13 protein-coding genes are annotated in these 12,870 nt (G+C 62.2%); 5 read left to right on the top strand and 8 right to left on the bottom strand.

The window, feature by feature from the left end:
- Nucleotides 1-19: 19 nt before the first annotated feature.
- The 3 genes from G9X67_RS04315 to G9X67_RS04305 form a co-directional block, all read right to left on the bottom strand.
- Nucleotides 20-1,039: a LacI family DNA-binding transcriptional regulator gene (locus G9X67_RS04315; protein WP_171598189.1), complete on the bottom strand. Its 1,020-nt coding sequence runs from the start codon at nucleotides 1,037-1,039 to the stop codon at nucleotides 20-22.
- Nucleotides 1,040-1,181: 142 nt separating this feature from the next.
- A complete protein-coding gene (locus G9X67_RS04310) occupies nucleotides 1,182-1,622 on the bottom strand; it encodes a VOC family protein (protein ID WP_138331517.1) in 441 nt (146 codons plus the stop codon).
- Nucleotides 1,623-1,753: 131 nt separating this feature from the next.
- Entirely contained in the window at nucleotides 1,754-2,566 is an 813-nt protein-coding gene (locus tag G9X67_RS04305) for an aldo/keto reductase (RefSeq protein ID WP_171598188.1), read from the bottom strand.
- A 180-nt stretch (nucleotides 2,567-2,746) separates the two neighbouring features.
- Here G9X67_RS04305 and G9X67_RS04300 point away from each other — a divergent pair, with 180 nt between their 5' ends.
- The 5 genes from G9X67_RS04300 to G9X67_RS04280 all read left to right on the top strand — a co-directional run bounded on the left by G9X67_RS04300 (nucleotide 2,747) and on the right by G9X67_RS04280 (nucleotide 7,529).
- Entirely contained in the window at nucleotides 2,747-3,643 is an 897-nt protein-coding gene (locus G9X67_RS04300; RefSeq protein ID WP_171598187.1) for a sugar ABC transporter permease, read from the top strand.
- A complete protein-coding gene (locus G9X67_RS04295; protein ID WP_171598186.1) occupies nucleotides 3,640-4,578 on the top strand; it encodes a carbohydrate ABC transporter permease in 939 nt (312 codons plus the stop codon). Before G9X67_RS04300 ends, G9X67_RS04295 begins: the two co-directional genes overlap by 4 nt.
- A 3-nt stretch (nucleotides 4,579-4,581) precedes the next feature.
- On the top strand, nucleotides 4,582-5,682 hold the full coding sequence (locus G9X67_RS04290; RefSeq protein WP_171598185.1) for an ABC transporter ATP-binding protein: 1,101 nt from the start codon (nucleotides 4,582-4,584) through the stop codon (nucleotides 5,680-5,682).
- A gap of 26 nt (nucleotides 5,683-5,708) precedes the next feature.
- Entirely contained in the window at nucleotides 5,709-6,956 is a 1,248-nt protein-coding gene (locus tag G9X67_RS04285) for an ABC transporter substrate-binding protein (RefSeq protein WP_171598184.1), read from the top strand.
- 84 nt (nucleotides 6,957-7,040) lie between these two features.
- Nucleotides 7,041-7,529 carry a VOC family protein gene (locus tag G9X67_RS04280; protein WP_138389834.1) on the top strand — a complete coding sequence of 163 codons (489 nt, stop codon included), beginning with the start codon at nucleotides 7,041-7,043 and terminating at the stop codon, nucleotides 7,527-7,529.
- A 4-nt stretch (nucleotides 7,530-7,533) separates the two neighbouring features.
- Here the strand turns inward: G9X67_RS04280 and nadC are convergent, their stop codons facing one another.
- The 5 genes from nadC to G9X67_RS04255 all read right to left on the bottom strand — a co-directional run bounded on the left by nadC (nucleotide 7,534) and on the right by G9X67_RS04255 (nucleotide 12,857).
- Complete coding sequence (gene nadC / locus G9X67_RS04275; RefSeq protein ID WP_171598183.1) at nucleotides 7,534-8,457, bottom strand: carboxylating nicotinate-nucleotide diphosphorylase; 924 nt, start codon at nucleotides 8,455-8,457, stop codon at nucleotides 7,534-7,536.
- Nucleotides 8,435-9,976 (bottom strand): L-aspartate oxidase, encoded by a 1,542-nt coding sequence (locus tag G9X67_RS04270; RefSeq protein WP_171598182.1) that lies wholly within the window; start codon nucleotides 9,974-9,976, stop codon nucleotides 8,435-8,437. The genes nadC and G9X67_RS04270 overlap by 23 nt, the downstream gene beginning before the upstream one ends.
- Entirely contained in the window at nucleotides 9,973-10,944 is a 972-nt protein-coding gene (nadA, locus tag G9X67_RS04265; protein WP_027665421.1) for a quinolinate synthase NadA, read from the bottom strand. Before nadA ends, G9X67_RS04270 begins: the two co-directional genes overlap by 4 nt.
- A 69-nt stretch (nucleotides 10,945-11,013) precedes the next feature.
- The gene (locus G9X67_RS04260) at nucleotides 11,014-12,012 is read right to left on the bottom strand and encodes a hypothetical protein (protein ID WP_171598181.1); all 999 of its coding nucleotides are present in this window, start codon (nucleotides 12,010-12,012) and stop codon (nucleotides 11,014-11,016) included.
- A gap of 29 nt (nucleotides 12,013-12,041) precedes the next feature.
- Complete coding sequence (locus tag G9X67_RS04255) at nucleotides 12,042-12,857, bottom strand: 3-methyl-2-oxobutanoate hydroxymethyltransferase (protein WP_171598180.1); 816 nt, start codon at nucleotides 12,855-12,857, stop codon at nucleotides 12,042-12,044.
- Nucleotides 12,858-12,870 lie beyond the last annotated feature (13 nt).

Below are 12,870 nucleotides of genomic sequence, written 5' to 3'. Positions count from 1 at the left end.
GCTCCCATTCGTGCCGGCCTCAGCTTCGGCCGGTGGTGCTTTCCCGGATGACGAGATCCGGCTCGATCATGGTGACACGCGGATCGGGCAGCGCGTCCTTGGCGGCGACGAGCCGCATCAGTCGCTCGACGGCAAGTTCGGTGACGATATCGACGGCGTAGTTGACGCTCGAAATCGGCGTCGCCGCATGTTCGGCGAATTCGATATTGTCGAAGCCGATGATGGCGACATCTTTCGGCACGTTCACGCCGTTCTTCTGGCACCAGCGCAAGGCGCCGATCGCAAGGGAATCATTGGCGGCGAAGACGCCGGTCGGCCGGTTGGCGGTGCTCATCAGCTGGTCCATCGCCCAATAGCCCTTCATCACCGAATGGCCCTGCGGGTCGGCCGTCAGCACCGGCTCAAAGGTGATGCCGGCTTCCGAAAGCGCCTGTAGGTAACCTTCGCTCTTTTCCAGATTGCCGAGCGGATTGGCGCTGTCGATGATGCCGATCCTGCGATGGCCGGTATCGATCAGATGCCGCGTCGCCTTATAGGCGCCGCGCCTCTCATCGACGCAGACCGCGTCAATGCCGGAATCCGGGTCGCCGACGAGCAGCACGATCGGATAGTTCGACTGGCGGATCTTGCGGATATGATCGAGCTTGCGATGGCTGCGGGGATAGATGAGCATGCCGTCGACCTGGCGCGAGCGGAACATCTCCAGCGCCCTGATCTCCTCCTCCGGATCGTTGTTGGAGGTGGCAAACAGTGTACCGTAGCCCCTGTCGGCGAGCTCCAGCTCGATCGCCTGCGCGGTGCGCATCAGCGTCGGATTGGTGATGTCGGTGAGGATAAGGCCGATCGTCTTCGTCTCGCGGCTGACCAGCGACTGGGCGATATGGTTCGGCAGGTAATTCAGCGCCTCGGCGATGGCGCGGATCAGCTGGCGCGTTTCCTCCGGGATGCGCGGACTGCCGCGAAGCGCCAGCGAGACCGTGTTCACGGAAAATCCGGTCTTATCGGCAATGTCTTTGAGGCGGACGCTCGATCTGGTCATCGTGAGGGCGGCTATATGTCCTGATGCTTAATCTTCCTTCCATAACCTTCCCCAGTGGAAAGTAAAAGTTTCCACTGGGGAAAGCGGAAGCTTCCACGGGGACAGCCACGGGATACCACCCCATGGCTTTCCTCGATCCCCATTATTTTCCTTCGGCATGCAGCCGTTTGATGCCCTGATACTGCAGGCAGTCAGGATGCATCTCCATCAGCTCGATGCGGTTGCCGTCGGGATCCTCGATCCAGGCCTGGCGATTGCCGTCGAGCCCCGGCTTGATCTCGGCGGTGAGCTTGATGCCGCCCGCCTGGATCCTCTCGGCCGTCGCATCCAGATCATCGATGGTGAAGCACATATGGTTGACGCCGTTGGCGTTCCAGCCGGGCGCCCGGTCGTTTTCAGCACCAGGGAAAATTTCGAGATAGTGGTCGTCGGTGATGCGGAGATAGACGAGCCAGGTCGAGCCGTCCTCGTTCTTCAGGCGCAGCATCTCGGGAAAACCAAGGCGTTCGCGGTAGAAGTCGAGCGAGGCGTCGAGGTCCTTGACCTTGATGGCGACATGGCCGTAGCCGGTTATTCCAAGCATGTTTCCTCCTCACGGGCGGCGTCGGTCGCCGCCGTCAACGGTGTTTCGATCAACAGAAGCCAATTTTGAATTAACGATAATACAAGATCACAATTGTACGCACCGCGCGCAATTGTCAACCGCCGGCGGATTCAATCCCAATCAGGCCCCCAGTCGGGATGGATGGTGCGCTGGTTGCGGTCGAGCGTCTCTATGAGGGTGATCTCCTCCTGTTTCAGCTGCAGTTCGCCGGCTGCGAAATTCGAACGGATGCGTTCGGCCCGGCTCGACGTCGGAATTGCGCAATAGCCCTTGGCGAGTTCGAAGGCGATGATTACCTGCTCGACCGTGGCAGCGTGATTGTCGGCGATCGAGCCGAGCACCGGATCACCCGAAAGCGTGCCGCGGGCTATCGGCAGATAGCAGGTGACGAGGATGTCGTTCCGCTGGCAGTATTCCGCAAGTTTCTTGTTCTGGATCAGTGGGTTGAGTTCGAACTGATTGTTGACGATCCGCCCCTTTCCGCCGATCGCTTTTGCCTGTTGCAGCAGTGCGATGGTGAAGTTGGAGACGCCGATCAGCCGTGTCAGGCCCCTCTCCTGCGCCTCGACGATCTGTGAGAGATAGACCTCCAGGGGAATGGCGCCGTTGGGCGCTGGCCAATGAATGAGCGTCAGGTCGACCTGGTCGATCCGCATCGCTTCCAGGCTCTTTTCGAGCGAAGGGATGAGCTTGCCTTCGCCGAAATGGTCGGTCGAGATCTTCGTCGTCATGAAGACCTCGCGTCGCGCAATGCCGGACCGGCGCAGCGCTTCGCCGGTCTCGAATTCGGTGTCATAGGTCTGCGCGGTATCGAGATGCCGGTAGCCCGTTTCCAGCGCGCAGAGGATGGCACCTATGCCATCCTTGCCGTTGCGGCCATAGGTGCCGAAACCCAGTTTCGGTATAAGTTTCTGATTTTGCATATGATATCCCTTTCATTTCGGTCGTGTCCGGTCCGCTTTGTAGAGCTTATCGCCAGTTTCGAGCGATAGCAGGCAAAAATCGCCTGTTGACGCATGGGTATTTTTGATCTTAGTTTAACGATAATACAAGCGTGCTTCAGGTTTGGTCCGATGTGGGAGCGTTGGGTCTGGGAGGAAGAGATGCAACTACGCTGGAGCCGGATGATGCCCCAGCTGGCTCTCGCGCCGGCTGTCGCCGTCACCTTCGTCGCATTCATCGGCGCAATCGGCTGGACGGCATGGCTATCGCTGACGCGCAGCCGCCGCGTCCCGGAATATGAGATCAATTGGAGTGAGTGGACGCGCCAGTATGAGCGGCTCTTCAACGATGCCGGCTGGGCGATCTCGCTGCACAATCTGGTCATTCTTGGCATCGGCAGCGCCCTTGCCATCGTCTTCGGCTTCATCCTCGCGGCGATGATCGATCGCGAATGGCGCGGCGAGAGCTTCTTCCGCACGGTCTTCCTCTATCCGCTCGCCGTCTCGCTGATCGTCACGGGCGCTGCCTGGCGCTGGATCTTCAATCCGCAGCTCGGGCTTCAGAATTTCCTGCACGACCTCGGCTTCACCTCCGTCAGCTTCAACTGGCTGGCGAGCCCCGAGACCGCGATGTACGCGATCATTCTCGCCTCGATCTGGCAGAGTTCCGGCTTCTACATGGCCCTGATGCTATCAGGCCTGAAATCGATCAACACCGAAATCTGGAGCGCCGCGCGCCTCGACGGCGTCAGCTTCTGGCGGCTCTATCTGGAAATCATCATCCCGATGATGAAGTTCACCTTCATCACCTGCGCCATCCTGCTCTCGCTCGGTGTCATCAAGGCCTATGACGTGATCGTGGCGATGACCAATGGTGGGCCTGGCAATTCGACCTGGGTTCCGGCCTATTTCACCATCAACGCACTCTCGGCCAAGAGCAATATCGGCTATGCCTCGGCCGCCGCGATCACCATGCTCGTCATAACCGCGCTGATCTTCCTGCCGCTGGTGCTGATCACCACCTGGCAACAGCGCCGGGCGAACGGGGGTTCGCGATGACCATGGTGACGCAAGCAGCAGTGCTGGAAGATGCGATGAACACTTCACCCGGCCCACGCCAGCCTTTCTTCCCCCGCAAGAAGAAACGCATTCCCGGGCGCTCGATCGTCATATTGCTGTTTCTGACGATGTGCGCACTGTTCTTCTGCGTGCCCCTCTATGTCGTCGTCGTCACCTCGTTCAAGACGATGGACCAGATCCGCGAGGGCGCGATCTTCTCGCTGCCGCATGTCTGGACGCTCGAGGCCTGGGACCACGCCTGGAACAAGGCCTGCTCCGGCATCAACTGCAACGGGTTGAAGGTCGGCTTCTGGAATTCGGTGCTGATCCTCTTTCCGTCGCTGATCCTGTCGATCGCGCTGTCGATCGTCACCGGTTATGCGCTGGCGCTCTGGAATGTGCGCTGGGCGAATGCTTTCCTGTTCCTGCTCTTCATCTGCGCCTTCGTGCCCTTCCAGGTCATCATGTATCCGCTGATCCGCATCACCGCGGCGATCGGCATCTACGGCACACTCTGGGGCATCGCCGTGGTGCACGCGGTGCTCGCCATGCCGGTGCTGACGCTGATCTTCCGCAATTATTACAAGGATATTCCGCAGGAGATCATGCGGGCCGCGATCATCGATTCCGGTTCCTTCTGGCGGATTTTCATCGAGATCATCCTGCCGATGTCGGGCAATATCCTGATCGTCGTGCTGATCCTGCAGATCACGTCGATCTGGAACGACTATCTGATTGGCGTCACCTTCGGCGGGCTCGGTACGCAGCCGATGACCGTCATCCTTGCCAATCTCATCACCGTGTCCACCGGCGTCGTCGCCTATAACGACAATATGGCGGCTGCCCTGCTCACCGCCATTCCGCCCCTCGTCATCTATTTCCTCGTCGGCAAGTTCTTCGTTCAGGGGATCACTGCCGGCGCGATCAAGGGTTGATCCATGCCGCGTGTTTCCTTCGAACATATCGTCAAGTCGTTCGGCACGGTGACGATCCTCGACGATCTCAATCTCGCGGTCGAGGATGGCGATTTCCTGGTTTTGCTCGGCCCCTCCGGCTGCGGCAAGACCACGCTGCTCAATCTGCTCGCCGGCCTGCTCGAAGTCTCCGACGGCCGCATCATGATCGGCGAGCGCGACGTCACCGATCTCGACCCCAGGGATCGCGGCCTGGCCATGGTCTTCCAGTCCTACGCGCTCTATCCGACCAAAACCGTCTACGGAAACCTGAAATTCGGCCTTGCTGCGAGCCGCCTCGACCGGGCGGAGGTCGAGCAGCGAATCGCCGCTGCCGCCAGGCTGCTGCAGATCGAGCCGCTGCTTGCCCGCAAGCCCGGGCAGCTCTCCGGCGGCCAGCGTCAGCGCGTTGCGATCGGCCGAGCCCTCGTCAAGCAGGCCGGCGTGATCCTCTTCGACGAGCCGCTGTCCAATCTCGATGCGAAGCTTCGCACCGAGATGCGCCTGGAGATCAAGAAGCTGCACGACACGCTGAAGCCGACCGTCGTCTATGTCACCCATGACCAGATCGAAGCGATGACCATGGCGACGAAGATCGCGGTGATGGATGGCGGCGTCATCCAGCAATTCGGTACGCCCGATGAGATTTACGGCAAACCCGCCAATCTTTTCGTTGCCGGTTTCATCGGCGCGCCGGCGATGAACCTCCGCCCGGCGCGGCTGAAGGTGGATGGCCATTGCGTCAAGGCGGGCTTCGATACCGGCGATGTCATCGATCTCGGCGACTATGGTTTTTCGCAGCGGCCGGAAAGCGGCGCCGGGGTCGTTATCGGCCTAAGGCCCGAGCACTTCGTCGTCGCCGATCAGCCGATTGCCAATGCAGCGGCAAGCTTCGAGCTGCCGCTCAGACATGCCGAACGCACAGGCTCCGATGCCACCGCCTATCTCGGCTTCGGCGATCAATTGCTGGCGCTGCGCGTCGATCCGGACCGCGCCGCCGGCCTCAACGCCGGGGAGAAGCTGCGCGCCGATTTTCCGCGCGGCAAGGCAAACGTCTTCGACGCCCGCACCGGGCGACGCATGTGAATGAGCAACCAAAGGGAGGAATGGAAATGATGAACAGGATACTCGCCGGCATCACCGCCGCCATGCTTGCGGGCGCCGCCCCCTTAAGCGCGCAGGCGACCGATCTCGTGATCTACCACACCTGGTCGGCGCCGCCTGAAGTGGCGGCGCTGAACGTGCTCAAGAAGAACCTGGAGGCCAAAGGCGACAGCTGGACCGACCTCGCCATCCCGCATGACACCGGCTCCAACGTCAACCTGATGAACCTCGTTGCCGGCGGCAACCCGCCGAACCTGTTCATGGAGTCAAATCCCGGCGTCTATCGCGATCTGACGAAAGCCGGTCTCGGCCGGCCGCTGACGGATTTCTTCAAGGAGCATGGCTACCCGGACAAGTATCCGGATGCTGTGGCCCATTCGATGGTCGTCGACGACCAGGTCATGAAGGTGCCGACCGCGCTGCACATCGACGGCATGGTCTATTACAATATGGATGTCGCCAAGAAAGTCGGCATCGATCCGACGGCCTGGAAATCGCTCGACGAAATGTTTGCCGACTTCGACAAGATCAAGGCGGCTGGCGTCATTCCGCTGGCCGTTGGCGGCCAGCAATGGCAGGTGGGTTACCTCACCCATGCGCTGGCGGCGACGATCGGCGGACCGGACTTTTTCAACAAGATCTATGGCGAAAAGCCCGATCCCGCCGTCTTCGATACGCCGGAATTCCGCCAGGTGTTCGACTATCTGCGCAAATTCCAGCAGGCGGCCGACGAAGGCTCGGCCAACCGCGAATGGAACCTCACCACCAATCTCGTCATCACCGGCAAGGCGCTGATGCAGATCCATGGCGACTGGATGAAGGGCGAATGGCTGGCGGCCGGCAAGACCGCCGGCAAGGATTTCGGCTGCATCCAGATCCCCGGCGCTAAAGCCGTGGCTGCCAGCGTCGACAGCTGGGGCCTGCTTGGCGGCCAGCCTGCTGACAAGGACAAGGCCGAACTCGACTTTGCCTCGATCGTCGTCGATCCGAATGTCCAGGCGGAATTCGCCAAGGCCAAGGGTTCGACCCCGGTGCGCCTCGATGCGCCGCAGGACAGTCTCGACGCCTGCTCCAAGGAAGTGCTCCGCATCGTTGCCGATCCGAAGCATCAGGTACAGAACCCGCACGCCATCAGCGACGCCGACTGGGAGAACTCGATCTGGGACGTGGCCTTCAACTTCTGGAGCGATCCCGACATGAGCGTCGACGACGCGATCGCCAAGATCAAGGAAAACTACAAGACCATTCTCGGCTAGAGCAGCGGTTCGACGCTTCTCCCGAAGGGGCGGTCCGTTTCCGAAACGGCGGGCCGTCCCGCCCCATCGCAGAAAGGAATACCGATGGACAAGCGTTTGCTTGATGAAGATGCCGTCATGCAGATCTGCTTCGTGACCGACGATGTGCAGAAATCCGCTGCCTGGTTCTCGGAACTGACCGGCAAGCCGGTTCCGCCGGAAGGCAAAGCCGCCGAGCCGGATGAGGCGCAGGCGATCTACAACGGCAAGCCCGCCGAGGTCGGCTGCCGCATCATCATGTTCAAGTTCGGCAACATCGACGTCGAGTTCCTGCAGCCCGGTCCGGAGAAGAGCGCCTGGCGCGATCTGCTGGAGGAGAAAGGCCCCGGTTGCCACCACATCGCCTTCAAGACGAAGAATCTCACCGAGCGAAACCGCTATCTGGAAGACAAGGGCCACCGCCTGCTCCAGCGTGGCGAATTCGACGGCGGCCACGGACGCTATGCCTATTACGACACAGTACCCGATCTGGGCGTCATGATCGAACTGCTGGAATTCGACAGCGACAAGGAAGTCCAGCCGAAGCAGGCCTGAGGGATTACAGCACCTGTGCAATCCGTCTCGGGCTTGTTTCCGTTGCGGTCGCGGCCTCGACGAAATCGAGCCCGATATCCAGCACCGGGGCGCTATGCGTCAACCAGCCGACGGAAATGAGGTCGACACCGGAAGCCGCGATTGCGGCGGCCGTTATCGGCGTGACCCGGCCGGACGCTTCGGTGATGGCTCGGCCGGCGACGATGGCGACCGCCTCGCGCAGCTGGTCCGGTGTCATATTGTCGAGCAGCACCGCATCGACGCCGGTCTCCATCGCTTCTTGCAACTGATCGAGGGTGTCCACTTCGACCTCGATCTTCACCATATGGCCGACGCCTGCCCGCGCCCGGCGGATCGCTTCAGCGACCCCACCGGCGATGGCGACGTGATTGTCCTTGATCAGCACCGCGTCATAAAGCGCGAAACGGTGGTTCATGCCGCCGCCGGCCCGCACCGCATATTTCTCCAGCGCCCTCAGACCCGGCGTCGTCTTGCGCGTGCAGGCAACTGATGCCTTGGTGCCGCGGATGGCGGCGGCGATCCCTGCCGTCACTGTGGCGATGCCAGAGAGGTGACCGAGGAAATTAAGCGCGGTGCGCTCGGCGCTCAGCAGGCCACGCGACGGGCCTTCGATGGTGGCGATCACGTCGCCAGGCTTGACCGCGTCGCCATCCTGAAGATGGCGGCGCATGACGATCTCGGGATCGACGAGAGAGAAAGCGAGTTCGGCGGCATCGAGACCGGCGATCACGCCCGGCTGACGGGCCGCCATCACCACCGTCGAACGGTGATCGCGAGGGATGACGGAGGCCGAGGTGATATCACCGGCAAGACCGAGATCTTCAAGCAGGGCCGCCCGCACCAGCGGTTCGACGATCAGGCGCGGAAGGGGAACGAGGCTCATCTCAGGCACTCCTTGCAAGGGCATAGGGCGGCGTCGCGCGGGCGATCTCCAGAACGTCGGAAAGGTGCATCTGGCGCCGGTTGGCATTGGCGAGTTTCAGCGGAAAGTCGGTGCGGGCATGGGCACCGCGCGATTCCATCCGCAGGCTGGCAAAGACGGCAATCAGTAGCGCAACGATGGCCGGATCGGCGGCAGGGCCGTTGCCTTCGGCAAGCGGCAGCAGGGCGGCGATCGCCCCCTGAATGGCGCCGGCATTGCGCAACACGCCGAGATGGCGCGAGACGATCGGCCGCACGAATGACGCATCAGCTGGCGCCGGCAGTCTCTCGGGGAAGATCGTGCCGGCGGCACTTGCTGGCACGTCTGATATGTCGCGCGCTGCTCGCATGCCCATCACCGCCGCCTCCAGCAGCGAATTGCTTGCAAGCCGGTTTGCGCCGTGCAGGCCGGTCGAGGCCGCCTCACCGGCGACCCAGAGGCCTGGCACCGAGCTGCGGCCATTTGCATCCGTGGCCACGCCGCCCATGTGATAGTGAACGGCCGGGCGCACCGGAATGGGGTCTTTCGCCGGATCGATACCGGCCTCGCCGCAAAGGGTCGAGATGACAGGAAAGCGCATGGCAAACCGGCTGCCGAGAGCATCGCGGGCATCGAGAAAGACTCGTCCGCCACGGGCGATTTCGGCGCTGATCGCCCGCGCCACCACGTCGCGGGGTGCAAGTTCGGCACCTGATGTGCGGGCCATGAACCGTTCGCCTCGTTCGTTGACGAGCAAAGCCCCCTCGCCGCGCACCGCCTCGCTGATCAGTGCCAGCGGCCGGCGGCGGGAATCAAGTGCGGTCGGATGGAACTGGACGAATTCCATATCGGCGAGCGCGGCACCGGCTCTTGCTGCAAGCGCGATCCCCTGGCCGAAATTGCCCGTCGGATTGGTGGTCGCGTCGTAAAGCCCGCCGATGCCGCCGGTGGCGAGCACCACCCTTGAAGTCGGCAGAATGGCGGCGCCATTCGCGGTCGCGCAGAGCAGGCCGGCGACCTGATCGCCATCCATCAGAATCCGCCGCGCCTCGAAGCCTTCGAGCACTGATATAGTTGGCGTTTTCATCACCGCCTTGATCAGCGCGGCGATGATCGCCGTACCCGAGCCGTCGCCTTCAGCATGGACGATGCGGCGGCGATTATGGGCCGCCTCCAGCCCGAGCGAGAGTTCGCCGGCGGTATTCCGGTCGAAGCGAACGCCGGCCTGCTCCAGCGCGACGATCGCCGCCGGCGCCTCGGCGATGATGCTGGCGGCAATGGCCGGATCGCAGAGCCCGTCGCCGGCGGCAAGCGTATCGGCAAGATGCAGTGCCGCGCTATCGTCGGCGCCCATGCTGGCGGCGATGCCGCCCTGCGCCCAGGCGCTCGACGTCTCTGCGCCAAGGGCCGCGCGAGTGACGATGACGGAGGGTTCGGGCGCCAGTGTCAGCGCGGTCATCAATCCGGCAAGCCCGCTGCCGACGATCACCGTGCGTCCAGCAAGATGGTCGAGAAGCTCGGTCATATCGCCAGCATCCTCTCGACGGCGCGGCGCGCGGCCACGGCAATTGCTGGATCGACGGTGACCTCGTGGCGGTTTTCCTCAAGGGCGGCGCGGATATTGGCCAGCGTGATGCGCTTCATATGCGGGCAGAGATTGCAGGGGCGAATGAACTCGACATCGGGATGGTGCACGGCGACATTGTCGCTCATCGAGCATTCGGTGAGCAGCACGACGCGCGCCGGCTTCTGCCTGCCGACATAATCCGACATCACGGCGGTGGAGCCGGCGAAATCGGCTTCGGCCACCACTTCGGGCGGGCATTCGGGATGGGCGAGCACGGTGACGCCGGGATGGTTTTCGCGCAGCTGGCGCACGTCCTCGGCGGTGAAGAGTTCATGCACCTCGCAATGGCCATGCCACGCAATGATCTCGACGTCAGTCTCGCGGGCGACGTTACGCGCCAGATATTCGTCCGGGATCATCAGCACCTTCGGCACGCCGAGCGATTCTACCACCTGCTTGGCATTGCCCGAGGTGCAGCAGATGTCGGAGGCAGCCTTCACCGCGGCCGAGGTATTGACATAGGTGACGATGGGCACGCCGGGATGGGCCTGGCGCAGCAGGGCGATATCCTCGGGCGTGATCGAATCCGCCAGTGAACAGCCGGCGCCGAGATCCGGGATCAATACTGTTTTCCCGGGGTTCAGCAGCTTTGCGGTCTCGGCCATGAAATGCACGCCGGCAAGCACGATGACATCGGCATCGACCTCGATCGCCTTGCGGGCGAGCGCCAGGCTGTCGCCGACGATATCGGCCACGCCGTGGAAGATCTCCGGTGTCTGATAGTTGTGCGCGAGAATGACGGCGTTGCGGCGGCGCTTGAGCTCGAGGATCGCGTCGACGTCATTTTCGAACGTCATCCACTCGGCTTTGGGAATGACACGGCTGACGCGCTCGTAGAGCGAGGATGCGGAAACAGGGTAATTCATGACCGGCTCCTAATTATGCTCTCTTTGAGCATATCATAGGCAAAGAGATATTCTCACGGTGAGCATATGTCAATTGCGGGAGAGCGGTAATTTCGTTCCTGCCAGCGCCCGTTCCTCAAGCACGGTGTGGCGAAAGCGAAAAAGCTTGGCCGGCCGGCCGCCGGTTTCGCTTTCGGTTCCGCCGGTTTCCTCGACCAGTTCCTGCTGTTCGATGAGGCGGCGGAAATTCTGCTTGTGCAGCGTCAGCCCCGCCAAGGCTTCGATGGTGCGCTGCAGCCTCAGCAGGGTGAAACTGTCAGGCATCAGCTCGAAGACGACGGGGCGGTATTTGATCTTGGCGCGCAGCCGGGCGATGCCGGTTGCGAGAATACGGCGGTGATCGGCAAACATCGCGCGGCCGAGATTGGCCTCCGTCCCGCATCCGGCTTCCGAGACGAGCCCCGCCTCGTAAAGCAGTTCATAGCGCTGCAGGGCCAGATCCTCGTTCCAGCCGCCGCCATCGAGGCCGAAGGTGAAATCCGCCCGGCGATGGCGATGGTCGCGCCGGGCCGGATCGGCATCGGCCCAACTCCTCAGACGCGCCATGATCTCGTCAAGCACGGCCGGCCGTCCCTGCCGATGGTCTTCCCAGGGGAAATATTCGTACCAGCCGTGCCATCCCGGCCGACCGGCGCCGGATTGCTCGTTGACAAGGCCGAGATAGCTGATCGAGATCGTCCGCCCACCTGGAATGTCGTTGTTCCGGTCACGGTCGGCGAAGGTATAGAGCTGTTCGAGATAGCCGACGGGATGTTCCGTCTGCTCCTGCACCCATTCGCGCAGGCCCGATTGCAGGGTGCGATGCCCCATTTCGAAAGGCCCTGACGGCAACGCATTGCCGGAACGGATGGTCATTACGCGCGGCTCGTCCCCCGTCACCGCGACGAGCACCGCAATCAATTCCGCATGCGCAAAGCCGATCGTCACAGGGGACCGAATACTCCGTTCCGAATGAATCGAACGGATAATTCCTGACACAGGCCGGGACGGAAGCCAATGGAGAGGAAGCGACTTTGCCGCGCTTCCCACATCATCGAGGCAATAGAACTCGTTTGCGCTCAGCTATTGCCCGTCTCGCATTTCAGCCGCTGCACGAAGATTTCCAGTTCCGCGTCGTCGATACCGACGAGATGGCGCTTTTCCGGATAGGCGCCGGTCCTGACGTCCTCGGCAAATTCGGTGAAGGCGGCGATGCGCTCGCGTTGCAGCCGGTCTTGTTCGGTGGCGAAGTCGCGATAGATCTTGGCGTGGCGCGGATAGTGGCCGCGATTGGCGCCGAGCACGTCGTCGGCGAAGAGATATTGGGCGTCGCAGCCGCTGCCTGCTCCCATGGAGATCATCAGCATCGAGGTGTTGCTGCTGATGGCGGCAGCGACTTCCCCTGGGACGACTTCGATTTCGGCGGCGAAGGCGCCGGCCTCTTCCAGCGCCTTGGTCTGCCGCCAAATCTCGGCGGCACTCGCCGCCGTCTTGCCGACGGCGCGGAAGCCGCCGGTCCAGGTCGCCTTCGAAGGGATCAGTCCGAGATGGCCGCAGACCGGGATGCCTTCATCGCGCATGCGCCGGATTGTCTGCAGGCTTGCGGCGCAATAGACCGCATCACCTCCTGCCTTCAGCGCCGCAAAGGCCGCACGCAGATAGTCCTCGGCCGAGACATGATCGCCATATTCGAGCCCCGGAATGGCAAAGGGTGTGGGGGCGATTTCGCGAAAGACCGGCCCGAGCAGCGAGGGCGGCACCGAGACGATGTCGATCCCCGCCTTTTCGGCGGCGTCCGCCTCCTCCAGCGAGGTGACGCGCAGCATGGTGAGCTGGCGCTTGCCTTTTTCCGCAAGCAGATCGGCGACGGTTGCGCGTCTATGTTTTTTCATCATCAATTCCTTTGAA

Origin of the sequence: Rhizobium sp. WYCCWR 11152, from assembly GCF_013087615.1 — a bacterium.
GTDB lineage: Bacteria > Pseudomonadota > Alphaproteobacteria > Rhizobiales > Rhizobiaceae > Rhizobium > Rhizobium indicum.
The sequence above is the reverse complement of the archived record's forward strand: the minus strand, read 5'-3'. Positions and strand labels throughout refer to the sequence as shown.

Coding starts and splice junctions, on each gene's coding strand:
- G9X67_RS04315 (WP_171598189.1), bottom strand. CDS start 1,039: ATGACCAGATCGAGCGTCCGCCTCAAAGACATTGCCGATAAGACCGGA.
- G9X67_RS04310 (WP_138331517.1), bottom strand. CDS start 1,622: ATGCTTGGAATAACCGGCTACGGCCATGTCGCCATCAAGGTCAAGGAC.
- G9X67_RS04305 (WP_171598188.1), bottom strand. CDS start 2,566: ATGCAAAATCAGAAACTTATACCGAAACTGGGTTTCGGCACCTATGGC.
- G9X67_RS04300 (WP_171598187.1), top strand. CDS start 2,747: ATGCAACTACGCTGGAGCCGGATGATGCCCCAGCTGGCTCTCGCGCCG.
- G9X67_RS04295 (WP_171598186.1), top strand. CDS start 3,640: ATGACCATGGTGACGCAAGCAGCAGTGCTGGAAGATGCGATGAACACT.
- G9X67_RS04290 (WP_171598185.1), top strand. CDS start 4,582: ATGCCGCGTGTTTCCTTCGAACATATCGTCAAGTCGTTCGGCACGGTG.
- G9X67_RS04285 (WP_171598184.1), top strand. CDS start 5,709: ATGATGAACAGGATACTCGCCGGCATCACCGCCGCCATGCTTGCGGGC.
- G9X67_RS04280 (WP_138389834.1), top strand. CDS start 7,041: ATGGACAAGCGTTTGCTTGATGAAGATGCCGTCATGCAGATCTGCTTC.
- nadC (WP_171598183.1), bottom strand. CDS start 8,457: ATGCCCTTGCAAGGAGTGCCTGAGATGAGCCTCGTTCCCCTTCCGCGC.
- G9X67_RS04270 (WP_171598182.1), bottom strand. CDS start 9,976: ATGACCGAGCTTCTCGACCATCTTGCTGGACGCACGGTGATCGTCGGC.
- nadA (WP_027665421.1), bottom strand. CDS start 10,944: ATGAATTACCCTGTTTCCGCATCCTCGCTCTACGAGCGCGTCAGCCGT.
- G9X67_RS04255 (WP_171598180.1), bottom strand. CDS start 12,857: ATGATGAAAAAACATAGACGCGCAACCGTCGCCGATCTGCTTGCGGAA.